General features: G+C 39.7%; 28 protein-coding genes, 2 tRNA genes and 4 pseudogenes. 11 read left to right on the top strand and 23 right to left on the bottom strand.

The window, feature by feature from the left end:
* Positions 1 to 20 precede the first annotated feature (20 nt).
* Together pseC and DYI00_RS01195 are read right to left on the bottom strand one after the other, a co-directional pair.
* Complete coding sequence (gene pseC / locus DYI00_RS01200; RefSeq protein ID WP_011577455.1) at positions 21 to 1,145, bottom strand: UDP-4-amino-4,6-dideoxy-N-acetyl-beta-L-altrosamine transaminase; 1,125 nt, start codon at positions 1,143 to 1,145, stop codon at positions 21 to 23.
* Complete coding sequence (locus DYI00_RS01195; protein WP_081430794.1) at positions 1,142 to 1,762, bottom strand: Laminin subunit alpha-2 precursor; 621 nt, start codon at positions 1,760 to 1,762, stop codon at positions 1,142 to 1,144. The genes pseC and DYI00_RS01195 overlap by 4 nt, the downstream gene beginning before the upstream one ends.
* A gap of 524 nt (positions 1,763 to 2,286) precedes the next feature.
* Here DYI00_RS01195 and DYI00_RS08985 point away from each other — a divergent pair.
* The 9 genes and pseudogenes from DYI00_RS08985 to DYI00_RS08945 all read left to right on the top strand — a co-directional run bounded on the left by DYI00_RS08985 (position 2,287) and on the right by DYI00_RS08945 (position 6,107).
* Positions 2,287 to 2,481: a vacuolating cyotoxin family protein gene (locus DYI00_RS08985; RefSeq protein WP_172460798.1), complete on the top strand. Its 195-nt coding sequence runs from the start codon at positions 2,287 to 2,289 to the stop codon at positions 2,479 to 2,481.
* A 66-nt stretch (positions 2,482 to 2,547) separates the two neighbouring features.
* Positions 2,548 to 2,838, top strand: a complete 291-nt coding sequence (locus DYI00_RS08980) for a vacuolating cyotoxin family protein (RefSeq protein WP_011577452.1) — start codon at positions 2,548 to 2,550, stop codon at positions 2,836 to 2,838.
* Positions 2,813 to 3,739: pseudogene (locus tag DYI00_RS08975) on the top strand (vacuolating cyotoxin family protein). Before DYI00_RS08980 ends, DYI00_RS08975 begins: the two are co-directional and overlap by 26 nt.
* A gap of 182 nt (positions 3,740 to 3,921) precedes the next feature.
* The gene (locus DYI00_RS08970) at positions 3,922 to 4,473 is read left to right on the top strand and encodes a vacuolating cyotoxin family protein (protein WP_256594183.1); all 552 of its coding nucleotides are present in this window, start codon (positions 3,922 to 3,924) and stop codon (positions 4,471 to 4,473) included.
* A 16-nt stretch (positions 4,474 to 4,489) separates the two neighbouring features.
* Positions 4,490 to 4,906, top strand: coding sequence for a vacuolating cyotoxin family protein (locus DYI00_RS08965; RefSeq protein ID WP_256594182.1), 417 nt, complete (start codon positions 4,490 to 4,492; stop codon positions 4,904 to 4,906).
* Positions 4,907 to 4,920: 14 nt separating this feature from the next.
* The gene (locus DYI00_RS08960; RefSeq protein ID WP_502243631.1) at positions 4,921 to 5,136 is read left to right on the top strand and encodes a hypothetical protein; all 216 of its coding nucleotides are present in this window, start codon (positions 4,921 to 4,923) and stop codon (positions 5,134 to 5,136) included.
* Between the two features lie 63 nt (positions 5,137 to 5,199).
* Positions 5,200 to 5,643 (top strand): annotated as a pseudogene (locus DYI00_RS08955) (hypothetical protein).
* Positions 5,644 to 5,667: 24 nt separating this feature from the next.
* Positions 5,668 to 5,802, top strand: a complete 135-nt coding sequence (locus DYI00_RS08950) for a hypothetical protein (protein WP_011577442.1) — start codon at positions 5,668 to 5,670, stop codon at positions 5,800 to 5,802.
* An 86-nt stretch (positions 5,803 to 5,888) separates the two neighbouring features.
* A complete protein-coding gene (locus DYI00_RS08945; protein WP_256594180.1) occupies positions 5,889 to 6,107 on the top strand; it encodes a hypothetical protein in 219 nt (72 codons plus the stop codon).
* 461 nt (positions 6,108 to 6,568) lie between these two features.
* Here the strand turns inward: DYI00_RS08945 and DYI00_RS08230 are convergent, their stop codons facing one another.
* The 9 genes from DYI00_RS08230 to DYI00_RS01150 all read right to left on the bottom strand — a co-directional run bounded on the left by DYI00_RS08230 (position 6,569) and on the right by DYI00_RS01150 (position 14,370).
* Positions 6,569 to 6,721 carry a hypothetical protein gene (locus DYI00_RS08230; protein ID WP_256594179.1) on the bottom strand — a complete coding sequence of 51 codons (153 nt, stop codon included), beginning with the start codon at positions 6,719 to 6,721 and terminating at the stop codon, positions 6,569 to 6,571.
* A gap of 80 nt (positions 6,722 to 6,801) precedes the next feature.
* A complete protein-coding gene (locus tag DYI00_RS01185) occupies positions 6,802 to 7,791 on the bottom strand; it encodes an alpha-2,3-sialyltransferase (RefSeq protein ID WP_256594178.1) in 990 nt (329 codons plus the stop codon).
* Positions 7,788 to 8,717, bottom strand: coding sequence for an alpha-2,3-sialyltransferase (locus tag DYI00_RS01180; protein ID WP_104709368.1), 930 nt, complete (start codon positions 8,715 to 8,717; stop codon positions 7,788 to 7,790). The genes DYI00_RS01185 and DYI00_RS01180 overlap by 4 nt, the downstream gene beginning before the upstream one ends.
* Positions 8,713 to 9,372 carry an acylneuraminate cytidylyltransferase family protein gene (locus DYI00_RS01175; protein WP_104709367.1) on the bottom strand — a complete coding sequence of 220 codons (660 nt, stop codon included), beginning with the start codon at positions 9,370 to 9,372 and terminating at the stop codon, positions 8,713 to 8,715. Before DYI00_RS01175 ends, DYI00_RS01180 begins: the two co-directional genes overlap by 5 nt.
* Complete coding sequence (neuC, locus tag DYI00_RS01170) at positions 9,369 to 10,607, bottom strand: UDP-N-acetylglucosamine 2-epimerase (RefSeq protein WP_104709366.1); 1,239 nt, start codon at positions 10,605 to 10,607, stop codon at positions 9,369 to 9,371. The genes DYI00_RS01175 and neuC overlap by 4 nt, the downstream gene beginning before the upstream one ends.
* A 9-nt stretch (positions 10,608 to 10,616) precedes the next feature.
* Positions 10,617 to 11,654, bottom strand: coding sequence for an N-acetylneuraminate synthase family protein (locus DYI00_RS01165; protein WP_104709365.1), 1,038 nt, complete (start codon positions 11,652 to 11,654; stop codon positions 10,617 to 10,619).
* 132 nt (positions 11,655 to 11,786) lie between these two features.
* Complete coding sequence (locus DYI00_RS01160; protein WP_011578115.1) at positions 11,787 to 12,554, bottom strand: ABC transporter ATP-binding protein; 768 nt, start codon at positions 12,552 to 12,554, stop codon at positions 11,787 to 11,789.
* Positions 12,554 to 13,534 (bottom strand): FecCD family ABC transporter permease, encoded by a 981-nt coding sequence (locus DYI00_RS01155; protein WP_011578116.1) that lies wholly within the window; start codon positions 13,532 to 13,534, stop codon positions 12,554 to 12,556. The genes DYI00_RS01160 and DYI00_RS01155 overlap by 1 nt, the downstream gene beginning before the upstream one ends.
* Positions 13,534 to 14,370: an SDR family oxidoreductase gene (locus DYI00_RS01150; protein ID WP_011578117.1), complete on the bottom strand. Its 837-nt coding sequence runs from the start codon at positions 14,368 to 14,370 to the stop codon at positions 13,534 to 13,536. Before DYI00_RS01150 ends, DYI00_RS01155 begins: the two co-directional genes overlap by 1 nt.
* Positions 14,371 to 14,509: 139 nt before the next feature.
* On the opposite strand from DYI00_RS01150, the gene DYI00_RS01145 reads away from it, so the two are divergent.
* Entirely contained in the window at positions 14,510 to 15,031 is a 522-nt protein-coding gene (locus DYI00_RS01145; RefSeq protein WP_011578118.1) for an acyl-CoA thioesterase, read from the top strand.
* 61 nt (positions 15,032 to 15,092) lie between these two features.
* Here DYI00_RS01145 and DYI00_RS08670 read toward each other — a convergent pair.
* From DYI00_RS08670 to DYI00_RS01115, 7 genes and pseudogenes are all read right to left on the bottom strand, one after another.
* A pseudogene (locus DYI00_RS08670) lies at positions 15,093 to 15,359 on the bottom strand (type II toxin-antitoxin system RelE/ParE family toxin).
* A complete protein-coding gene (locus DYI00_RS01135) occupies positions 15,353 to 15,718 on the bottom strand; it encodes a type II toxin-antitoxin system HP0895 family antitoxin (protein WP_011578119.1) in 366 nt (121 codons plus the stop codon). Before DYI00_RS01135 ends, DYI00_RS08670 begins: the two are co-directional and overlap by 7 nt.
* 329 nt (positions 15,719 to 16,047) lie before the next feature.
* Positions 16,048 to 16,557, bottom strand: a pseudogene (locus DYI00_RS08885) (outer membrane protein); the annotation flags it as partial.
* A gap of 445 nt (positions 16,558 to 17,002) precedes the next feature.
* Complete coding sequence (locus DYI00_RS08880) at positions 17,003 to 17,137, bottom strand: hypothetical protein (RefSeq protein WP_411697125.1); 135 nt, start codon at positions 17,135 to 17,137, stop codon at positions 17,003 to 17,005.
* Positions 17,134 to 17,571: a SabA family sialic acid-binding adhesin gene (locus DYI00_RS08875; RefSeq protein WP_104709354.1), complete on the bottom strand. Its 438-nt coding sequence runs from the start codon at positions 17,569 to 17,571 to the stop codon at positions 17,134 to 17,136. The genes DYI00_RS08880 and DYI00_RS08875 overlap by 4 nt, the downstream gene beginning before the upstream one ends.
* A 469-nt stretch (positions 17,572 to 18,040) precedes the next feature.
* Positions 18,041 to 18,117 (bottom strand) — tRNA-Met (locus DYI00_RS01120).
* 28 nt (positions 18,118 to 18,145) lie between these two features.
* Positions 18,146 to 18,220, bottom strand: a tRNA-Gln gene (locus DYI00_RS01115).
* A gap of 94 nt (positions 18,221 to 18,314) precedes the next feature.
* Between DYI00_RS01115 and DYI00_RS01110 the strand changes: the two genes are divergently transcribed.
* Positions 18,315 to 18,836, top strand: a complete 522-nt coding sequence (locus tag DYI00_RS01110; protein WP_011578120.1) for a hypothetical protein — start codon at positions 18,315 to 18,317, stop codon at positions 18,834 to 18,836.
* Here DYI00_RS01110 and hypD read toward each other — a convergent pair.
* The 5 genes from hypD to pta all read right to left on the bottom strand — a co-directional run bounded on the left by hypD (position 18,787) and on the right by pta (position 23,880).
* Complete coding sequence (hypD, locus tag DYI00_RS01105; RefSeq protein WP_011578121.1) at positions 18,787 to 19,899, bottom strand: hydrogenase formation protein HypD; 1,113 nt, start codon at positions 19,897 to 19,899, stop codon at positions 18,787 to 18,789. The two genes, DYI00_RS01110 and hypD, sit on opposite strands and share 50 nt — an antisense overlap.
* A 5-nt stretch (positions 19,900 to 19,904) precedes the next feature.
* Positions 19,905 to 20,141 (bottom strand): HypC/HybG/HupF family hydrogenase formation chaperone, encoded by a 237-nt coding sequence (locus tag DYI00_RS01100; RefSeq protein ID WP_011578122.1) that lies wholly within the window; start codon positions 20,139 to 20,141, stop codon positions 19,905 to 19,907.
* Positions 20,141 to 20,869: a hydrogenase nickel incorporation protein HypB gene (gene hypB / locus DYI00_RS01095; RefSeq protein WP_011578123.1), complete on the bottom strand. Its 729-nt coding sequence runs from the start codon at positions 20,867 to 20,869 to the stop codon at positions 20,141 to 20,143. Before hypB ends, DYI00_RS01100 begins: the two co-directional genes overlap by 1 nt.
* 275 nt (positions 20,870 to 21,144) lie before the next feature.
* Entirely contained in the window at positions 21,145 to 22,347 is a 1,203-nt protein-coding gene (locus DYI00_RS01090) for an acetate kinase (RefSeq protein WP_011578124.1), read from the bottom strand.
* A 9-nt stretch (positions 22,348 to 22,356) separates the two neighbouring features.
* On the bottom strand, positions 22,357 to 23,880 hold the full coding sequence (pta, locus tag DYI00_RS01085; RefSeq protein WP_011578125.1) for a phosphate acetyltransferase: 1,524 nt from the start codon (positions 23,878 to 23,880) through the stop codon (positions 22,357 to 22,359).
* Positions 23,881 to 24,231 lie beyond the last annotated feature (351 nt).

Raw genomic sequence — 24,231 nt, 5'->3', positions numbered from 1 at the left:
CTTATAGAAATCAATCAAACTTATAATACAAAACCCTCAAAAGTCTTTAAAACGCCATGAGCGATGCTTTTCACGCTTTCTAAATCCAAATTCGCATGACAAGGCAGGGAGATTTCAGCGCCATAAAAATTCTCTGCACTTTTTAGGGGAGCGGTGTTAAAAAGCTGTTGGTATAATTGGTATTGATAAATAGGTTTGTAATGCACTTGGGCTAAAATGCCAAGCTTGTGCAAATTTTCTAAAATAAATCTTTTATTTGTGAAAAATTTTTGGTGGATTAAAATGGGATAAAGGTGGTTAGAGCTTTTATGTTTTAAAGAAAGGTGCAAGGGGGTGAAATAAGGGTTATCTTTAAAAATCCTATCATAAACTAGAGCGATTTCTTCTCTTTTTTGCATCAAAAGAGAGACTTTTTTAAGCTGGCTCAAACCCAAAGCGCTCTGGATTTCATTCAAACGGAAGTTATACCCCACGCTTTCTACTTCGCCTTCAAAAAAATCTTTTTTGAGCATGCCATGAGAGCGAAATAATTTCATTCTTTCATACAATTCGCTATCGTTAGTCACGACCGCACCCCCTTCAGCCGTAGTGATAGGCTTGATGGCATGGAAACTAAACACGCTCGCTAACGCAAAGCCTCCTACTTTTTTGTTGCGATACTCACTCCCTAAAGCATGCGAGCTGTCAGAAAGGAAACTCAAAGAATGCTTTTTGCAAAGCCTTTGAATACTTTCTACTTCCACGCTTTTACCGGCATAATCCACGCTCACAATGGCTTTAGTTTTTTTGCTAATAAGCTTTTCTAAAGCTAATTCATCTATATTGCCATCGTTTTTGACTTCAGCAAATATAGGTTTGTAACCACTCTCTAAAAGCATGTTAGCCGTCGCTACAAAGCTTATAGGGGTGGTGATTATTTCATTACAATCAGCGTTAAAATCGCTAAAATTCCTATAAAGCGTTAAAAGGGCTGAAGTCGCGCTATTAAACACTAACGCATGCTTAACGCCTAAAAACTCACACAAAGCTTCTTCAAATAAAAGAGAATGCTTGCCTTGCGTGAGCTGTTTAGAATTTAAAACTTCTAATACAGCCTTTTTATCTTCTTCATCCAAACAAGGCTCGCTATAAGCAAATGGTTTCAAGCGAGCAAGTCTTGTAAGCGAGATGGTGTGATCTTGCTTGTGTCATGGACATCTTGGAATTTTTGAGCGTTCAATCTTGCTTTATCTAAAGTGTCGTATTCCTTGCTCAAGCGATTCGTTTCGGCGAGCTGCTTTTTCCACTGGTGCAAAGAATTTTGAATGTTTTCTTTCTCACTTTTTAATGATTTTGAAAATTGTTCCAAAGCTTTAGGGTCATCAATATCAATACGATTAGGGAATTTCAAACTGGTCGTATCATTACCTAAATTTTGATTGAAAGCATCAATTGCCTTGTCCAAACGGATTTTAAAATGTTCAAAATCGTTTTGATTCTTTTCATTATTATTATGGGCATAAGCTTTAGAAATCCCCATTAACTCTTTAGCATCTTTATCCATGCTTTTTAAGCTTTTAAGACGGCTTTCTAAAGTCCCTATGGCTAGGTTATTTTGCTTAGCTTGTCTGGCTAATTTGATTCTTTCATCACTCTCTGAAAGATTTTGAATTTCCTTATTCTCTTCTTTTCTTGCTTGCGGACTAACCCTTTGGGCATGATAATCTCTCATCATTAAAGACGGATTATAATTACTTGAAATCTTAGGCATCCTATCCTCCACTTCATTTTTTTACTTAAAAATAAGACAAGCAAACTCTATTCCTAAAAACATTATAATTTACTTAATCCTACCTCAAAATATTAATCTAACTCTAAAGCTTTTCTATAATTCTTTGTTTGCGATGGACACCCCACAAGGCACCACATGGGAGAAGCTTTTTTAAGCTTATAAATTTTATAATTGACACACTCTAGCAAAAATTTTCAATAACTTTGCGTTTTAGCCTTATAAGTTTATATCACATTTACTTTAATTTAATAAAATTTAACTCATGGTTATAGATTGCAATATCTATACTCTCCACTTGCATAGATGCAATAGAAATTGCCGAGTTTAAAGCCGCGCAATTGGTGTCAATAATCGTTTTACAAGAAGAAAGGAAAGAAAATGGAACCACAACAAACACACCATAAACACCGCAAAATAAAGCGCCCTATGGTTCCTCTCGCTTGAGCGGGAGCATTAATTAGCACTAAATACAACCCGCTCCCATCCATGTTGAAAATCGCGCCCTTTTATCAGGCGTGATTATTCTAGCCATCCTTAGTGGTATGATCGCAGGTGTCGCTTCAAGAACAGCCGGAGGGATTCTTGGTGGGGCGCTCAAACAAACCAATAAAATTTGGCACATTCAAGCAGGGAGAGGCTTTGATTCTTCCCCTAACAAGCAATACGGCTTATACAAATCCCTATTGTCTAGCAACATTCAAAGAGGTTAGGATTGGGGGAATGCTGCTAGGCATGATTGGGTCAAAGGCTAGCAGCGCAATCAGTTTGAAGCGGGTATGAAAAACGCCGTAGGGGCTTATAACCTTTCAGGGCTCAGAAACTATACCGGTGGGGATTTAGATGCCAATATGCAAAAAGCCGCTTGGCGCTTGGGCCAATCCAATGGCAGCTCTTCCACAAACTTTAAAGAGGCTGCCAATCGCGCCACAAGGGTGAATTCCAACGCTAAAAATGTCATAATCGGTAATTTTTTAGAGATCCATAACCGCATGGGTTCTGGGGCTAGGAGAAAAGCCAGCTCTGCGATTTTAACTTTACAAAGTGCAAGAAGGGATTGCAAGCGCTGAAAACGCTGAAATTTCTCTTTATGATGGCACTACCCTTAATTTGCAAGGAGCGCGCGCTGTGAATTTATTGGGTAAGGTGTGGATGGGCCGTTTGCAATATGCGGGAGCGTATTTAGCCCCTTCATGGAGCATGGTGAAGCATCTTGGCATTTTAAATACCCACTACAATATTTCGCATTTGTTCTAGCGCCCGATAAACACTTCAAAGGTGCAAGGGGATGTGAATTGGTGCCATCTCGTTGTGGGTGATCACAACGCCGCTCAAGCAGGCATTGCTGCTAATGAAAAGACTGACATTGCGCGCTGGATTTGTGACAAAGCATAGGATTAAACCTTATTGCTTCTCCAGAAGGTGGCTATAAAAAGACCACTTCTCAAAATAACGCTGACAATACCCAACAAAATAGCAGCCAAACGAATAGCCAAAACCATGAATGGCGCTCAAGCCATTAACCCGCCCAATAGCGTGCAAAAAGTAGAAGTTGAACCCATGAAAGTCATTGACGGGACTTTTGCTGGCGCTAGGGGCACGGTCGTGAATATTTTCCACTGAAACACTGACGCTGATGGGACGATTAAAGCGGGAGGGCATAAAGCTTTTGTTAGCGCCAGTGCGGCTCATTTGAATGTCGGCGAAGGCGCTATCCATCTATCCAATTCAACGAGTGGGCGCGCTCTTTTAGCGGGAAATCTAACCGGGAATACCACCGTTAATGGGGCATTAAGGGTGAATAAAGAAGTGGGTGGTGCTTTGCCAGGTTCAAGCGCGAATTTTGAATTTAAAGTTGGTGTGGATACCCAAAAGGGTGCAGCCGCTTTTAATAACGATACCCGTTTGGGAAAAGCGGTGGATTTAAAAGCGGGTGTGCATGCAGTTAATTTTAATGGTGATGCGTATTGAGGAAAATTTACGCATTTTAAAGGGGGTGCCAATACCGCTAGTTTTAAAGATATTGATGCCAATAAGGGTGGTAATGGCATCAACGCTACCACTTTGGATTTTAGGAACGTTATTAGGCATGGCCAATACCAACAAGCACAGCTTCCACTCATGCTGCCATTGAAAACTTCAGTATTAAGGAATTGGTTGTTACAACCCATGGTATGAGTGCGGGAAAATGCTCTCCATTTAGCGGGGATATAGGCGATAAATCGCGCATTACTACCGTGCGTTTAGAAACGGGATATAGCCCGCTCTATGCTAGAGGGGTTAAATTTAAAAGCGGTAAAAAACCCGTTATAGATGGGATGTGCCATGCTCCTTGGAATTATTTTGACGCCAGAAACACTACCGGTGTTGAAACCACCAAGAAAATTCTTTTTGGAGCCCTAGGAAACCTTGCAGGCAAGATAGGGCTTAATAACCTAACCTTGGGTCATCATGCAAGCATGGATTATGGTAAAGATTTGGATTTAACCCTTCAGGGGCATTTTATTAACAATCAAGGCGTGATGGATCTTTTTGTTCAAAACTGGCGTGCAGCAACCTTGAATGCAAGCCATCAAGCAAGCATGCTGTTTAATAACATGACAGACAACACAACCGGATTTTACAAACCGCTCATTAAGATCAATAACGCTCAAAACCTCACTAAAAGCACAGAGCATGTTTTTGGTGGGAGCGCGAAACATTGATGATCATTGAGCGGGAGTGCAAGGCGTTAGTTATGATGCTGTTTTTGCAAGCAATGCTAATCTGCAAGAGCAATTCAAAGAGCGCCTAGCCCTTTATAACAACAATACCCGTATGGGTATTTGTGTGGCGCAAAAAGGCAACACCAACGGTATTAAAGCATGCGGAATGGCTATCGGTAATCATGACATGAACAGTAACCCTAACCATTACAAGTATCTTGAAGGTAAGGCATGGAAAAATACAGGCATTAGTCAAACAGCCAACAACGCTAAAACCTCTGTTCGTTTAGGTAACAATTCTATGCCAGTGGGCATGACAACAATACCAAAGAATTACCCACAAACAACAGACAGGCGCGTTTGTCAGCCACGCTCTCATAAAAAACGCTCCTTTGGTCAAACGCAAGCGCCTCTTCTAAAGCGCCACTCCTAATTTAGTCCACATCCATGAGCGTCATTTTGGCACCCTTGAGAGCGCGTTTGAATTGGCTAACCGCTCCAAAGATATTGACGCGCTTTATGCCCATTCAGGCACGCAAGGCAGGAATCTCTTGCAAACCTTATTGGTTGATCATCATGATATTAGGCTATGCCAGAGAAATGATTGATAACACAAGTGCTAGCGAAACCACCAAGCAATTGGATGCGGCAACTGACACTTGAAACAGCATAGCCCGTTTGGATCGCAAAACAAGTGGTTTGCAAACTTTGAGTTTGAGCAATGCGATGGTTTTGAATTCTCGTTTAGCCAATCTCTCCAGGAAGCGCACCAACAATATTGGCTCATTCGCTAAACGCTTGCAAGCTTTAAAAGACCAAAAATTTAGCCCCACAGAAAGCGCGGCAGAAGTGTTGTATAAGTTCGCTCCTAACCATGAAAAACTTAAAAATCTTTGGGCTAATGCTATCAAGGGAGCGAGTTTGAATAGTGGTGGCAACACTTCATTATAGGGCACAAGCGCAGGGGTGGATACTTGCATTAACGGGGAAGTGGAAGCTCTTGTTGGCGGGTTTGGAAGCGATGGTTATAGCGCCTTCAGTAACCGCGCTAGCCCTCTTAACTCTGATGGCAATAACGCTCATTTTGGCGTGTATAGCCGTATCTTGGCTGACCAGCAAGAATTTGACTTTCAAGATCAAGGGCTTGTGGGAGCGATCAATCAAGCTTGAATTGCAAAGGCGCTTTGTGGCGCTATGGCTAACGCCAGCTATGGTTATGGCTTTGGGTTTTTCAAAAACGCCTTAGCGCTAAAACCAAGCGTGGGAGTGATTCATAATCATTTAGGTTCAACCAACTTTGAAAGCAATAGCGCCCAAAAGCGGCTTTAAGCGATGGTGCAAGCGGTCAGCATTTATCCAACGCTGACGGCAACCTACAAGCCCGCTATTATTGCCGAGACACTTCATGCTTCTGTTTGCATGCTGGAGTTTTACAAGAGTTTGCCAACTTTGAATCCAACCACGCTGTGTCTTTGAACGCCTTCAAAGCAAATGCCGCTCGCAACCCTTTAAACACGCATGCCAGAGTGATGATGGGTGGGGAATTGGAATTGGCTGAAGAAGTGTTTTTGAATTGGGGCTTCATTGATTTGCACAACTTGATTCCCAATGCGAGCCGTTTCGCTTCCAATTGAGGAATGAGGTATAGTTTCTAACCGCTTCTCTAACCCATGCTTGGCATGGGTTTATGGGGGGATATTAAAACGGAATCAATAAAGTCTTAATCTCTTTAGCAATTTCAAAGATATTTTTCTCTTTATCTTGCAAAGTTGGATTGATTGAGCCAAACCCTTAACGCGCTTGATCGCTCAACACAAAACTCTATTCTTATCAAACATTAACGCGCTCAATTTTATAGTTAGAATTGCTTAAAATTGGATGCAAGTTATTTGCTACCAACTATCCTTTTATCAAGGTTATTGGATTGATAAAGGGAGTTGTTAAACATGTCTAATATTTAAAAATTCAAAAAACCTTTTTGTTGTGGTTTGGGCTGAAAATGAATAGGTATTATCTAACCAACACTTTTTACAAATAGAACCTTATTAAAATAGCGATCAATACCTCTTCAATGCCCATTCAAAACAAAGCTTTTTCAGCGTTTCAAAAACGCCTTTATGATGGATTTGAGCGCTTTTAGATCCAATAAAAGAGCGAAACCTCCTTTAAAAAGGCGGTAAGTGTCTTTCAAGCTCACGATAATAAGATTATCGCCTCTAATCCCCTTACTGGCTAAAACGGCTTTCAATCTTGCTTTTAAGCTTCTTTCTAATTCTAATTCTTTTTGTCTTTCTAATTCTTTTTGTCTTTCTAATTCTTTTTGTCTTTCTAATTCTTTTGTCTTTCTAATTCTTTTTGTCTTTCTAATTCTTTTTGTCTTTCTAATTCTTTTTGTCTTTCTAATTCTTTTTGTCTTTCTAATTCTTTTTGTCTTTCTAATTCTTTTTGTCTTTCTAATTCTTTTTGTCTTTCTAATTCTTTTTGTCTTTCTAATTCTTTTTGTCTTTCTAATTCTTTTTGTCTTTCTAATTCTTTTTGTCTTTCTAATTCTTTTTGTCTTTCTAATTCTTTTTGTCTTTCTAATTCTTTTTGTCCGAATTTTTCACGCTTGAATTCTCCTAAACCAATACGATCTTTGACTTTCTCTAAAACGCCTTTTTGTGAGGACAAAGGTATCATTTTTACTAACGCGCTATTGGGCACTAAAGCATAAATTTTGGCGTATTTTTTGGCTAATTCAAGGGCTTGGATGTCAATGTTTTTATCATGCATGGGATCAGAGTCTTCTTCAAAAAAACCGCCCTGATTTTCATAGAAATGCCCAAAACCATTTTCATAAAAATCAATCCCACACAAATAGATTTCCTTATAGCCTAATTGGATCGCCACAAGCAGCATCATAATCCCAGTGGTGAAATGCTGGTCATAAAAATTGCGGTATTTTGAATGCAAAATAAAAAAAGGCTCTAAATCCTTTAAATACGCATAAGTAGAGCGAACCCCCACGAAATGCTTTTCCAAATATTCTTGCATCAATTGTTGGTTGCCATTCACATAGCCATAAGGTTCTACATGCGTGCAATAAATATGATCTGGATGGTATTCACCATTTTTAACGATCGCTTTAGTGATTTTCATTTGCAAATCAAACACATGGGCGTTAAAAAACACCCCCTTAATTTCTCTCCCCAAATAATATTTGTCTTCAAAATAAAATTGGTTGCACCTAAAGACATCAAAATCTTTAGGGAATAATGCATAATCTAAATCCTTAATGCTAGGGCCATTGCCGGCAATGATTAGGGGTTTTTTGTTCATGCAACCCCCCATCTAAAACCAACTTTTAGAGCGGGTGTTACCCCCCCCCCCCCAAAAAATGGTAAAATTTTACGCTTTATTTTTCGCAAAATATTATTCAGCCTGCTGGCTAGCAACTTTTCTTCAATGTTTTTAAATTCCAATAACTTTTCTTCAATGTTTTTAAATTCCAATAACTTTTCTTCAAGCGGCGATGAGATAATCAAATCGCTTGTGTATCCTATGGGTTTATCTAACAACTCAAAAGGGTATTTAGCTTGTGGGTTTAAAGTTAAAAGATGGCTTAAGGGGCTATTAGGAGCTAACGCATAAAGCTTGGCGTATTTTTGACAAAGGCAAATGGTGAGCATATCATAATAAATATTATGGCAATCTGCCATGTGGTTACTAAAATGCTGGCTTTGGTGCTCGTCATAAAAATGCCCCCAAGAGCTCGCCCCAAAATCAATCCCCACCAAGTAAATCTCCTTATACCCTAAAACCACCGCACTCAAAAGCATCAAAACTCCTGCACTCAATTCTTTAGAATAAGTTTTTAAATGGTATTTAACATGCTTTAATATTTCTTCATGCCCTTTAAACAAGCTAAAAGTATCGCAAACAAAAGGGTAATGAGCCTTCAAATACCCATCAACAGGCAAAATTGTTTGGTAATCCCCATCAAAATCATGCCGATCCGTGCTCACTGAACAAAAAAACCGCTCAATAGAATATTCGCCATTATCCATTAAATATTGCGCAGTCTGCATTTGAGGACTCAACACGCAAGGGTTAAAAAACACCCCCTTAATTTCTCTCCCCAAATAATATTTGTCTTCAAAATAAAATTGGTTGCACCTAAAGACATCAAAATCTTTAGGGAATAATGCATAATCTAAATCCTTAATGCTAGGGCCATTGCCGGCAATGATTAGGGGTTTTTTAATTGTATCCATCAAAATCCTTTAAATTGTCTATATCTAGGGCATGAGAAATTTCTATTTCATGCCCTATCACGCTGTCATTCAAACTCGTTTTTTCGTTCAATTCGCTCACTTTAGCAATATAAATTGCACCATTGACTTGATAAAAAACAGGCATGTCCTGGCGCCTGATAGTGCTATTGACTTGCATTAAAGAAGAGAGCTGATCGTTTTTAAGGGTGCGTAATAAAAAGGGGTTGATCTCTATTTTATGCACGCTCGCTAAACTTTGAAAATGGTTTCTCTCATAGCATTCCCAAGCCTTTAAAATATCCCTAGCATCTCTTAAGGGCGAAGTGGGTTGCAAGATCATTACATGATCAAATCGCTTGTTCAATTGAGAGTAATTTTCTAAAGCCTCTAATAAACCTAAAATCGTAAGGGCCGTGTCGCTTGAATTTTCCTCGCTCCTTAAAAACGGTGCTTTAGCCCCATATTCTAAAGCGATTTTTCTATAAACTTCGCTATCCGTGCTCACCATCACCTCATCAAAAAGCTTTGTATCCATTGCATTAAGGATTGTGTGCGCCATCAAAGGCAAGCCTTTAAAGGGTTTAATATTCTTATCTTTCACCCCTTTAGAACCGCTTCTGGCAGGAATGTAGGCTAAAATTTTCATCCTTTCACCTCCCTTATCACAAAGCTTTTTTGCGTGGGCGTGTCAAACAATTCTAAATTCAAACTCGCTAAAAACCGCTTAGCGCTATCGCCTTGACCAAAATGAGAGCTCTTTTTTAAAATGCTTTTTAATTGATGGACCTTTTTTATAGCGAGATAAATCTCATCTTTATTTTCTTTGACATTGATAATGTGTTTTGCATCGCTTCTGTTGTGCTGCCTAGTGCCGCAATTGATGCAAGGCACGCCATACACCCCTGCTTCTCTAATACCGCAACTTGAATTTCCAATGATAAATTGCGCATTTTTCAAGAGCGTTAAAAAATACTCAAAACGCATGCTAGGGAAAGCGATAAAACGATCATGCCCCTTTAAACCCTCTAAAGCCTTTAGGATAATGTTTGATCCTAAATCGTTATTAGGATAGATCACAACAAAGTTTTTTAAACTCGCCTTAACCCCCTCTAGCACTTCAAAAACATGTTTGGGCAAGTCAATCGTTTCACTCACCACAGGATGGTAGATCAAAATCGCATAATTTCTATTAAAACGCTTGATTTGATAATAATAGCGCTCCACTTCTTCAAAGTCAGGCAAATCGCCTAGCATTGCATCAATATCGCTCGAACCAATATTAAAAATGCACTCCATTTTTTCGCCCATTTGGATCAAATTTCGCTCCGCTTGCTGGTTGCAAACATAATGGAGGTGTGCGAGTTTTGACACGCTATGGCGGATACTCTCATCCAACGTGCCTGAAACTTCCCCACCTTCAATATGCGCGCATAAAATGTTATTGAAACTCGCTACAATCGCACACGCCAAACTCTCTATCCTATCGCCATGCACAATAATTAGATCGGGTTTTTCTTGGGCAATGAAAGAAGAAAATTGCGTGATCGTGTTGGCTAAAGCAAAGTCCATAGGAATTTCGTTTTCATAGGGCTTACTTAAAAAAACATGCTCAAAACCATCTTTTAAAATTTCAATGTAAGTGTTGCCGTATTTTTCTAGCAAATGCATGCCGCACACAAAAATACGATAAGCGATCTGATTGTATAAGGGGTGTTTAGGGCTTAAATCCTTAAGGGCTTTCATCAAAGGCTTGAGCTTGCCATAATCCGCCCGGCTGTTGGTGACAAAAACGATTTTTTTCTTATTTTTGTTGTTTGTGGATTTTTTGGGGCTTTCTAAATCGCCCCCTCCGAAAAATGGAAGAGTTTTATTTGAAGTCATTGGTATCTTTTATTCCTTATTTTCTAGCATTTCATCGCAAATGTGTTCGTCTATGCCAATATCTATTTTAGCCACTCTGCCCAAAGTCTTTTCATAATCTTTCGCCAAAATGCCTTTAACCCCTGGGCGCTTCACCCATGCGTTACTCTCAGTGATTTTTTCGCCTTTTTTGATGCGTTTGATAGCCACCATAGTAGCGAATGCAAAATCTCGTGTGACTTGCTCTTCTTTGATTTTAGTCTTGCTCCCCCCACGCATTAAAAAAATCTCTTGAGCGCTTTTGACTAAATCTTTAGCTTCTTCTTCATCCATAGAGCAAACAATATCAGGCCCCTCCCTATCTTTAGTGTCCGTAAAATGCCGCTCCACTATGCTAGCTCCAAGAGCGATAGCACTCTTGCAAGCGTTGTTGTTTAAAGTGTGATCGCTCAAACCCACCGGCACCTTAAAAGCGTTTTTTAAATCCAGCATGGCGTTTAATCGCACCAATTCAAAGGGCGTGGGGTAGAGGTTCGTCGTGTGCAAAAGTGCGATTGGCACTTTGTCCATAATCGGATTTATGCACTCTTTCACGCTCTCTAAATCATGCATCCCAGTAGAAATAATCATGGGCTTTTTAAAATTAGCGATATGCTTTAACAAAGGGGTATTATTCATTTCACCAGAGCCTATTTTATAGCCCACAACACCCAGATCTTCCAAAAAATTCGCCGCCGCCCTACTAAAAGGTGTAGAAAGAAAAATCAGCCCTTGTTTTTCTGTGTATTCTTTCAACTCCCTTTCATCGTTTTTGCTCAAAGTGCATTTTTTCATGATCTCATAAATGCTTAACTCGCTATTGCCAGGAATGACCTTTAAAGCGCTGAGACTCATTTCATCTTCAATGATATGCGTTTGGTGTTTAATAACCTCAATGCTAGCCCTTTTAGCCGCATCCACCATGAGTTTAGCGATTTCTAAACTGCCATTATGATTAATCCCAATTTCAGCCACCACTAAAGGCGTGTGGTTGATACCAATTTTTCTAGTGCCTAAAATAAAATCCATTGCAAAACCTTTTTGATAATCATAGCTTATTCTCACAATATTTGGTATAAAAGCTTAATTTAATCTTAAATTTTAGGCTATTTAAAGGTATTTGACTTTGTTATTATTGCAAAAAAGTTTCATTTTTAACCCCTACAACGCATACACCACAAGCTTATTATCATGCCAGATCGCTTCTAGGGGCGTGTCATAGAGTGCACTTAAGTTGTGTGAAGTCATAGCGATTTGCGTGGAAGCTTGTAAAAAAAGTTTTTTATCTTTGAGCATGACCACATGCGTGGAGTGTCTGGCAACCAAATTAGGGTCATGGATATTGACTAAAACGCTTAATTCTCGTTTTTTCATCTCATCTTTAATCGCATCAAAAAAAAGGGCTTGATTTTTTAAATCTAAAGCGCTCGTAGGCTCATCCAATAACAATAAGGGCGTTCTTTGTAACAAACTCCTAGCTAAAAGCACCATTTGCCTTTGACCGCCGGACAAATCGTTAATGCCTTGATCTTTCAAAGACTCTAAATTCAAGCGCTCTAAAATGCTCGTGGCTTCTTTAATGTGCTTGGCTTTAGGTAAAGCGAACAGATTCAAATGCGTCGCTTTCCCCATTAAGACAAAATCCAACACGCTAAAATTAAACGCATAATACTCCACTTGGGGGATATAAGCGATTAGCTTGGCTTTTTCATAAGGTTTTAGGGGTAAAATATCTTTGTTACACGCCTTAATTTCGGTTTCTTCTAAAGGTTTTAAAAGCCCTAAAAGGCATTTTAAAAGCGTGGTTTTACCGGATCCATTAGGCGCTAGTATGCTTGTAATGCTATTTTTTGGCACGCTAAAACTTAATTTGTCTAAGATGAGTTTTTGAGAATATTTAAAAGACAAATTTTTAACTTCTAAAACCATCACACCCCCCTAGTTTTAAATAAAAGCCATAGGAAAAAAGGCGCTCCTAAAACGCTTGTCGCAATGCCTACCGGCAAGTCATAAGGGGTAATGGTTTTGGCTACTACATCTGCTAAAAGCAAGAAAAACGCCCCCATTAACAAAGAGCTTAAAAGCAATTTTTGCAAATTCGCCCCAAAAAACAACCTCGCCACATGCGGGATCACTAACCCAATCCAGCCAATCGTGCCGGACACACTCACCGCTAAAGCGCTCGCAACGCTCACACACACCAAACAAAGCGATCGTAAAAGCACCGGATTAATGCCTAAACTTAAACTTTGTGCATCGCTCAAGCTCAATAAATTGATGCGCCACCTTAACAAAAAAAGCGGGATAAAGCCTAAAGAAAGCCCTATAAAAGCCACCAAACAATCCTTATAACTGCTTAAAGACAAGCTCCCTAAAAGCCACACCACAATCGCTTGCGCTTTTTGGGGGATCACAAAGAATTTAATCGCTCCGGCTAACGCCCCTAAAAACGCGCTCAAAACCACCCCTGAAAGCACCAACGAAAGAACGGAATTACCCAAAACCCTATTCATCGCTAAAACCACAAGACTGGCTAAAATCGCCCCCAAAAAGGCTAAAATCGCAATATTGGATTCAAAAATCGCTATCGCTACCGCCACGCCTAACATCGCCCCACTAGAAATCCCTAGCAAAAAGGGATCAACTAAAGGGTTTCTAAAAATCGTTTGCATCACCACCCCACTTCCGGACAAACTCGCCCCCACTAAAAGCGCTAAAATCACTCGCGGTAATCGTATTTCTAAAATAATAATACTTAAAGAGCTCAGCTCTTCATCATGCAAAAAGTGGTTTTTCACATTCATAGCCACTTCTTTCCATTCTTCTAAACTCAAGAACTCCCCCCCAAACAAAAGCACCACCACCGCTAAAATCACACAAGCCAAGGCGATATGATAGGTTTTAAGCATCACGCTTTCCTCCCAAGAACGATTAATCTAAATAAAAAGTCATACCAACCACTAGGGAGAATCTTGTATAAAGCTAACAATAACTGCGCTTTTAAGCCGATCGCATAACGAGACTTGATTTGTTGGCGTGCAGTGAGAGAAACGATTTTTTGCGCCACTTCTTTAGCGCTTAAGGCGTTTTGATACACGCTAGAATAAAAGCTTTTAGTTTTTTCTAAATCCAAGGCATAAACGCTGTTTTTATGCTCATCATTTTCAAAAGCGGTTTTTTCCCAATTGCTTTTCACTGGTCCTGGCTCAATCAAACACACTTGAATCTTAAAGGGCATAAGCTCTAAACGCAACGCATCGCTATAAGCCTCTAATGCATGCTTACTCGCGCCATAATAGCCAAAAAAAAGCACGCTCATGCACCCTGCGATGGAAGAAAGGTTAAAGATTTTAGAATAAGGCTTGTTTTTTAATAAAGGCAAACAAAACTGCACCACTTCACAAAGAGCAAAAAAATTCACGCTAAATTGCCTTTTAACTTCATTCATAGGCGTGTCTTCTATACTCCCCAACACCCCATAACCGGCGGAATTGATTAAAATATCGCAATGTTTTTCTTTAGCACTAATGTTTAAAAACACTTCTTTTAAAGCGTTAGAATCGCTCACATCAATATTGACTCGCTCGCATAATGCATGCTCTAATTTTTCGCACAAGCTCGCACGCCTAGAGAGTGCATAAACCTTATAGCCTTGCTCTAATAACATCAATGCACATTCTAGCCCAATGCCTGAACTCGCCCCTGTGATGATCGCTACTTTTTCTTTTCGCTCGTTGGCATCCATTATTTAACGCTAAACTCTCTCATTATTATTTTTTCTTTTAAATTATTCACGGAATGTTACTCAATTTTGACTAACATATAGTTTATGAAAAAGTTTTTCATTAAAACATTTTCAAATATTTTTATTTCAAGGAGAAACAATGCCTAACATCCATTCCTCACATTCCAATCATTTTGATTTCACTTTGGATACGGCGGATTCCACTAAATTGTTGATGAGCTATTTGGTGGTGCCCACTACGGCTAATTTTAACAATGTCATGCACGGAGGGGAATTATTAAACCTTTTAGATAAAGTCGCTTATGTGTGCTCCACTCGTTATTGCGGTAAGGGAACAGTGACTTTAAGCGTGGATGGGGTCACCTTTAAATACCCCATTCCTGTAGGGAATTTGATCACCTTTTTAGCCAGCATCAATTATGTGGGCAACACTTCATGCGAAGTGGGCATTAAAGTTTTGAGCGAAAATTTGAAAACGCGCGAGATCACCCACACGAATTCTTGCTATTTCACGATGGTGGCTGTGGAAAATGGCAAACCCACTCCGATGCCCAAGTTCGAGCCTCAAACCGAATTGGAAAAACGCCGTTATGAAGGGGCTTTGAAGCGTAAAGAAATGCGCATGCAAGGGTATTTGAAAAGCGGAAAAGTGCAAGCGTAAGGGGTTTTACCCCTACTAAAAGGGGTAATAAAACAAGTTAAGCGTTAAAATTTAAGCAAGTTTAAAACAATTCGTTATGACTGCCTAGTCTTAATATAAGAGAGTGTTATTCTCCACTCTATAAACTAACAAAATATCCGGTTTTATGTGACACTCCCTATAAAGATACCACTCGCCTTTTAAAGCATGGTCTTTATAATTTGGGATCGAGTGGCTTTTGTTTTCTTAATTCTAAAACTATTCCATCAAGTAGCTTACTATCAAAGCCATTTTTGAGGTATTTTTTATAGTCTTTTCTAAATAAGCTATGATACTCAATATCTAGCATTGATTTCTCTTTTTTAACTCGTTTGTAAGTCCATCTAAACTATCAATTTGAGTGAGATTAACTCCATTTAACATCTCTCTTATGGCTTGTCGCGTTTCAAGGTTTGGGATTTCATGCCCCAAACAACAATCTTTTTTATCACCAAAAACTTGGCTGATTTTTTGCAAAAGTTCATTGGCTGCGTCCAATTTATCCTTAAAGTTTTTGTCTCTCTTTTCTAATTCTTTAGCCATTTTTTCTTTGAAAGAGATCCTGTCATCTTGCATTTTTTTGATTTTTTGTTCTAATTTGTTGATTAAATTAAAAAGCTGTTTTTCGCTGTATTTAGTGTAGTCTTTTTCTGTGGTAGCGTTAGGCATGTTTATTCCTTTATTAGATTAAGATAAATTCATTATAACACAAGCACCATGAATTGGATGGATTAAGGAAATGGGTTAAAATAAAAACTTTATAAGTGAAAAATAATCGTTTTAGATTTAATTTTATAATAAAAACTCATTTTCTTAAGGGGATAGGGGGTATTTTGAAATAATTCCCCCTTAAGAAACCCCCTAACCCAAGAAGACCGCTTTTTAAAGAGGCTATCTCTTACTTACGCAAGCCCTTTGCTATTTTATTTTAAAAATGCTCTAAAAGCATTTTTCAATATCCAATACGCAAACACATAATTCAATAGATGCTTTAAAGCCTAGCGGTATTGCAATGGAGTGCCTTATAAAGAATAGTGGCTCGTGTTGATCGCGGGGATTTTCACGCCCAGTTCAATGCCATGTTGTGTTGCATGATCGCTTTTTCCTTATTTTTGGCGGGATTCACCCTCAAGCCCGAGTTGGATAAAAACGGAAAATCCGCCGCATCCACTTGGCGTTATAGAAATGGTTAAAAGCCGCTGAATGCATGGATTGAGCGTTAAGCCATGGAGCGCTAGCTATTGCGATACCGCAAAAGAAATCTTGTTGTTTTGAGTGGCTTTATCGTTGGTAAAGTTATAGAGTGCACCCGCTCCCACCCCATAAGGGAAAACATCAGAAGCGGGATTGAAAAAACTAAACTTGATATAAGCGTGGTTATCGTCTAAAAAGCCATAATCCCTTGCACCCCAAGTTTTCTTTCCGCCAAAGAATTGTTTGTAACCCGCTTGCACGCCAATCAAATGCATCGCGCCGTTATGGGTTTGAGAGACGAAGGGGTTATGACCCTATTCTCTCGTGATGTTTTGCAATTGAGTGGAAGCGTTCAAATCAGGCGTGTCATTGGTTTTGCTTGCCGCTAAATCAGATAAAGAATTGGGGAAATTAGGGAGCGCTTTAGGGGTGGCTTGATAGCCGTTCCCCAGTTTAGTGCATTCACTGCTGAAGCCCGCTGAAGTGCAGGCGAGTTTTTGTGCATGATTGATTCGCTCGGCTTGGTTACCAAAACAAGCGAGGCTGTTTTTGAGATGCGTGATGGCCTCTTCCCCATACGTGCAAAGCCTGCCTCCTAGGTGTTAGAAGCCGTCTCTCTTGGATTGGTGCCCTATGAGCACCGCCTTCCTTGATAGCGCACGCCTAAAGAGTCCGCTACGAAGTTTTTAGGGAATTTGTCAAAGTTTTTCACCACTTGCTCGGCTTGGCTTAAAATCCGTGCTTGGCTTTGCGCGTTTTTTAATAGCGTTTGAGCGAAAGCTGTATTGGCGTTGGTGTAGGGGTTGTCATTGGCTGGCGCATTTTGGGCTTGGTGTTCAAAGCGTTTTTAATGCAATTCGTTTCCGTTACGACTTTTTGAGCGCGGCTGATCATGTTTTAGACAGCAGTGAAATAAGCGCCAAAAATCTTGTGCATGTTATTGCTATTTCCTGAAATGCCCCATGGAGAGCCATTACCTGGATGATTACCGCTTTGCGGGCGCGCATACGGGCAAGTGTCTTGGAGTGCTCTAACCATCGCGCTCGCCTGTTTTTTGAAGCCGCTTGGATGATTTGACAGGCTTCATTGAGTTTCTTAAAATTCTCAATGCTCATGGATTTGTCTTTTCCTATGGCTTCATACCGGTTGCATTGAACAGCCGCGCTTTCTTGTCTTGGCTGGTCTTCAAAATTCATGTTACTAGACCCACTACCATTCCCCTTTCTGCACATTACCGCATAGCCTATCCCATTCCACAACCCCACCGCTGCATGGAGCGCTAAAAGCGCCGCTTGATATGCAAGAGAATTGGTTTTTTCATCTGGCAAACTCCTAGCGCTTGAGCCTAAATTGCCCCTTGCACTTATTGATGGCGTTTGGGCTGTTGGGCTGATTGATAAGGTTGTTTAAGGGTGAAACCGAGCAGCTAGGTTGTTTAAATTTCCATAAGCGTCAGAGGGTTTTTGTAACCCACCGGTGCTTTTAACGCTTTGCGTGGCCCCACCGATTTGATAGCTTGCGCTTACAAAAAGCCGTTGCCTTCAGCGTTTAAGAGCGATGAAGAGAGAGTAAGAAAGTCTTTTTCATTGGTTTTGCTTTTGGTTGGATTGATTTTGAAGTTTGATGCATAGAACATGCATTCGTGCGGTTTATAGTATAAAAGCGTTTTTTTTGAATTTTTGAAAAAATTCTTTCATTACCTTTTTGTGTTACTTTTGAATGTTACTGAAACGATGATCAAATCTTATTTTAAACTCATTTTCTTAAGGGGATAAGGAGATTTTTGTTAAAAGAGATTGGTTGCGGAGAATGGATTTGAACCACTGACCTTTGGGTTATGAGCCCAACGAGCTACCGGACTGCTCTACTCCGCGATAAAATACGCTAGTGAAGTAAAAAGAATGGCTGGGGTGCAAGGATTCGAACCTCGGAATGCCAGGACCAAAACCTGGTGCCTTACCGCTTGGCGACACCCCAATAAAACCAAAACAATGATAATAAGATATAAAATAAAAGAATCATTATACAAAAGCTTTTAAAAAAAGTCAAGTCAGAATGCTATAATTTCATCATGGAAAAAAAATTTGACCCTTTGATTTATGAGCGCTATTTAAAAAAGAAAGAAACATTTTTGCTGTTTAAAAAGATCGGTCAAATGTCTGCGTTTAAAAATCTAAAACTCCAACTCAAGCAAAAAGCGTTGCTTAATAACTGTGTCGCTCAAGCTTTAGGGGATTTAAAGCAAGGGTTTAGATACGCCAAAATAGAATATAAAATCCTAAAAATCTATTTCACGCACCCTAGTTACCTGAAAGCCTTTAAAATAGAAGAGACCCACTACACCAACAACTTAAAAACGCATTTTTTAGAAACAAAACAAACGCTCAAAGCCCTAAATTGCCCCTTGGATTTTACAAGTATTCAAGCGGGCGTGAAAAAAAGACCTTACCAAAAACCGGTTTTAAAAACCCCTAAAAAACCGGTTAGCGTCAATGTCAATTGCGAGAATTTGAGCGCTTTCACCAAAGAGCAATTTTTAAAACTCAAACGCGCTTGTAACGATAATACGCCGAACACGCCCCCTCAGAGCTGACCATGCAACTGCCGATCGGATCTTGTGGGGTGCAAGTTTTTGCAAATAGTGGGCAATCTAAAGGCTTGGCGTTGCCTTTTAAGATCTCTGCACATTTGCATGCTTTGTTTTCTTTTATGGTTTTGTGGGTTAAATATTCTTTAAACGCTTTTTCAGCGTCATAAGAGGCGAATGTTTCTTTGAGTTTTAGAGCGGAATTTTTGATATTCCCCAAGCCTCTCCATTCAAAATTTTCTCTTATTTCCATGCATTCACGCACTAACTCTTGCGCTTTTACATTCCCCTCATAACTAACCACTCTTTTATACTGGATTTCTAGCTTGGCTTCTTTGTTTAGGGTTTGTTTTAGTAGCATTAACACGCTTTCTAATATATCCACCGGCTCAAAACCGCTCACAATAATGGGGATATTAAAGCACTCCACTAAAGGGGTATAGATTTGAGCGCCGCTTATCACGCTCACATGGCTAGGGGCTAAAAGGGCGTTGATTGGGCATGTTGGATCTTCTAAAATCGCGCTCACGCTTGGGGGCACTAAAATGTGGTTAATGTGGAAAAAAAGATTTTTGATCTTTTCTTTTTTTGCGTTGAGTAAAACGCTTGCCGTCATGGGTGTGGTGGTTTCAAAACCGATCGCAAAATAAATGACTTTTTTATGCGGGTTTTCTTTAGCGATTTCTAAAGCTTGCATGGGCGAATACAAAAAGCGTGCATCCAGCCCCTTTTCCCTCGCTTTTATCAAACTCCCATAGCTCCCAGGGACTTTCATCATATCCCCTAAACTTAAAATAACGCTATCTTTCATGCTAGCGAGCTCATAAGCTTCATCCAGGCGTACTCTTGGCATCACGCATACCGGGCAACCCGGTCCATGCACAAACTCTAAATGATTGGGCATTAGATCCAAAAGCCCGTATTTCATTATAGAATGCGTATGCCCTCCGCACACTTCCATGATGACTAATTTTTCTGTGAGTTTGGAGGCGAGTTTTTTGATTTCATTAGAGAGCGCTAAAATGGTTTGCTTGTCTCTAAAAGGCGAAATGAGATGATTAACGCTCATTGCGATTATTCATGCACTTCATTCATTTTAGCGATCATTTCTTGATAGAGCTCAATGGATTCTAGGGCTTCTTTTTCATCAATCTTACTCATCACATAGCCGATGTGTAATAGCACATAATCGCCCACCTTAACAGACTCACCCATTAAATCCAAGCTCGCTTCTCTTTGAACGCCTAAAGTCTCTAAAAGAGCCACATTGTCCTCAATGGCTATGACTTTAGAAGGGATCGCTAAACACATTAAAACGAATGCGTGGATTGGTAATTTTCACGCTTTTTTTCTAAAAGAAAATTTTTAAAATCTTCCAAACTTTTAGGGTCTTTGGAGCTCATTAAAAAAATGGGGGCTTCAGGCTTTAATTTTTGCATGTCTTCTTTGACTTGAGAGACCCTAAAATTAAACACTTCAATCATATCTGCTTTACTGATAATCACCGCATCTGCACACATAAACATCGTAGGGTATTTTAGCACCTTATCATCGCCCTCTGGGACAGAGAGTAAAACGATATTCATCGCCGCCCCTAAATTATAGCTTGAAGGGCAAACCAAATTCCCCACATTTTCAATGATTAAAAAATCGCTTTTTTCTAACGCCCCCTCTTCTTTGAGCAAATCAAACGCCCCTTCAATCATACTCGCTTCCAAATGGCACGCTTCACCGGTGGTGATTTGGCGTGCACTCACGCCTTTTTTACGCAATCTGTCCGCATCTCTATTGGTTTGTAAATCGCCCTCTACTACGCAAAACTTAAAGTCTTTAAAATCCGCTAGATTTTCTAACATCGTGGTTTTACCGCTACCAGGAGAGCTCATGAAATTCAACACATACAGCCCTTCTTGCAAATAGCGTTCTTTCATTTCAGCGGCTTTAATGTCGTTTTTACTCAAAATCTTTTCCACGATTTTGACATCTTTTTTACTCAAATTAGGGTTATTTTGTAAAGATTCTTTTCGTTGCTCGCTCATGCTTGTTCCTTTTTTTAAAATGGCGATACTTTAGCATGCTTAATTAAATGGGGGTTGAATTTGTTTGGTTCTCAAATAAGGCTTTTATTTAAAAAATGCTAAAGGCATTTTTTACAATCAATACTAAAGAGCTTGCGTGAGCAAGCGATATTTTCTTAAGCGGTCTTCTTGGGTTAGATTATTTCAAAATACCCCCTTAACCCCTTAAGAGTTTTTACTATATAAAATAAAGTTAAAAAAACCTATGTTTAAAAAATAAAATAAAGCTTTAACAATTAGTGTTTTTCCAAAACCCTTTTTGTTTGCAAAGCGATTTCTAGCTCTTCATCCGTAGGGATGCGTAAAACCTGGATTTTAGTGTTAGGTTGGCTTAGATCCACTATCCCACTACCTGGATTATCATTCGTGGGTTTGTGTAAAGCAATCCCTAATTTTTCTAAACCCTCGCACACGCTCTCCCTTAAAGCAGGGTAATTTTCCCCCATTCCTCCGGTAAAGATGATCGCATCCACCCTCCCTAAAGCCACCATGTATGCCCCAATGTGCTTTTTAATGCGATATGCACACATTTCAAAAGCGAGCTTGGCTTGTTTGTCGCCCTTTTTGGCTCTTGTTTCAATATTCCTAGCGTCATTATCCCCACAAATACCTTTCAAACCGCTCTCATAATTTAAAATTTTCATCACTTCTTCTAAACTCTTATTGGCGCATTGCGCGATGTATTCCACCACAGTAGGGTCAATATCCCCACACCTTGTGCCCATAATCAAGCCCTCTAAAGGGGTTAGCCCCATAGAAGTATCCACGCTCTTGCCGTCTTTTATGGCTGCCACGCTTGCACCATTGCCTAAATGCAAAGTGATGGCGTTAAATTTATGATAAGGGATATGCAAGTATTTTGCCGCTTCTTTAGCGACATAATGGTGCGAAGTCCCATGGAAACCATAACGCCGGATTTGATATTTTTCATACAATTCATAAGGCAAAGCATACATGTAAGCAAAATCAGGCATAGTGGCATGGAAAGCGGTATCAAAAACCGCAATTTGAGGGATATGAGGGTGTGCTGTTTTGACAAACTTGATACCGGCTAAATTCACTGGGTTGTGCAAGGGGGCTAAAATAGAAAGCCTTTCAATTTCTTGCATCACTTTTTCATCCACCAACACAGGTGCATGGAATTTATCCCCCCCTTGGACCACACGATGCCCTATGGCGTCAATTTTGTCAAAATCCTTAATGATCCCCATTTTCGTTAAATGTTCACGCACCATTAAAAGCCCGCTCGCATGATCTTTAATGAAAAGCTGTTTTTTAACTTCCTGCTTGTCATGGTGCAAATGCGATTGGATTTTCAATTGCCCAACTTCTTCGCCAATCCTTTCTATCAAACCGCTCGCTAAGGGCTTGTTTTCTTTCATGTCAAACAATTTAAACTTAATAGACGAACTCCCCAGATTCAACACTAAAATTTCCATGCATGCCTCCTAATCTTGCGCTTGAATGGCGCTAATCAAAATCGTGTTGATAATATCCTCCACTAAAGCGCCCCTACTCAAATCATTAACCGGCTTATTCAATCCTTGCAAAATAGGCCCTATCGCCACGGCTTTAGCGCTTCGTTGCACCGCTTTATAGCCAATGTTTCCGGCGTTTAAATCTGGGAAAATAAAAACGCTAGCTTGCCCGGCCACTTGGCTGTTTGGCATTTTTTTCTTCGCTACGCTTTTATCCATAGAAGCGTCAAATTGCAAAGGGCCATCCATTTCTAATTGGGGATCTAGCTTGTGAGCGATTTTTACGGCTTCGTTGATTTTGTCTATCATTTCGCCTTGAGCGGAATTGCCTGTCGCATAAGAAAGCATCGCTACTTTGGGTGCAATATTAAATTGCTTGGCACTCTGTGCGGAAGTGATGGCGATCTCGGCTAATTCTTGAGCGCTAGGGTTAGGGTTGATCGCGCAATCCCCAAAGACTAGCACTTGCGTGTCCAAACACATTAAAAACACGCTTGAAACCAAACTCACGCCGGGCTTGGTTTTGATGATTTGCAAAGCGGGTCTAATCGTGTCAGCCGTGGTATGGATCGCCCCAGAAACCATCGCATGCGCATAGCCCAAATAAACGAGCATGGTCGCAAAATAATTCTTATCTAAAATCAATTTTTGGGCTTCTTGCTCGCTTAAACCCTTTGATTTTCTTAATTCATGCAATTTTTGAGCGAACGCCTCTCTATGATGCGAGGCGCTTGGATCGATGATCTCAATATTTTCTAAATTCAAGTTTAGATTTTTCGCTTGAGAGTGGATCGTTTCTTTATCGCCCAACAAAACCAATTCCACCACACCCATGGCGTTCAAATGATGTGCAGCTTTTAAAATCCTTTCATCTTCGCTCTCTGGCAAAACCACTTTTTTAATTTGCTTTTTAGCCTTTTTTTCCAAACTCCTTTGAAAGGCTAAAGGGGTGATGAGCGCGCTTTTTGTGTGTAATAATTTTTCAATCAAATCCGCTTCTAATACACCCTTACAAAGAGACGCGCTCAAAAAATCCGGTTTTTCAAGCATTTCGCCGGTTAATAGCCCTAAAGCGAAAGGGGCTTCTTTTTTGATGGCATGAAAGTGCATGGCTTTCAAATATTCTAAACTCGTTTGTGCAACAGCCACAATGGGAGCGTTTAGGTGCTTGGCTAGAGTGGTGTTTAAGTCTAAAAGAGCGTTTAAGAAAAAATCTGGCACATACCCTAAACAAATGACAAAATCATGCATAGATTGTATTTCATCATATTTTTTTAGGATATTTTCAAACAACAACGTTTCTCTAGAAGCGCTCACAAGCTCTAAAGCCTTGTCTTTATCCATCGCGCTATGCATTTTGCTAAAAATTTCTTTATCCATAATGGGTGCAAACAATGCCATACTTCGATAGCGTGGCTTTAGTGCCTTTAAAAGGCTCTCGCAAGCGATCTTTAACGCTTCTGTATTTTCTGGGTAAATCCATAAACTTTGCATGCAAATCTCCGTGATTGTTTTATTAAATTGTAGCGGAATTTAATAAGTCTTAAATGAAACCATGATTTATAAAAAATGCTTTTAGCATTTTTTAAAACAAATACAAAAGAGCTTGACGCCAGTCAAGTGATAACTTTATTGAAAAAGCGGTCTTCTTGGGTTAGGGGGTTTTTAAGGGGGTTGTAGGGGGAATTATTTCAAAATACCCCCTATTCCCTTAAGAGAATGAGTTTTATCAATAAAAATAAAGTTAAAAATCCCATTTTTTAAAGATTAAAAATAAGATTTTAGAATTTTTAATGAAAATAGAATTAAGGAACTCTTTTTGCTTAACTTTCGACATGTAAAATC

Origin of the sequence: Helicobacter acinonychis, assembly GCF_900461455.1 — a bacterium.
GTDB lineage: Bacteria > Campylobacterota > Campylobacteria > Campylobacterales > Helicobacteraceae > Helicobacter > Helicobacter acinonychis.
The sequence above is the reverse complement of the archived record's forward strand: the minus strand, read 5'-3'. Positions and strand labels throughout refer to the sequence as shown.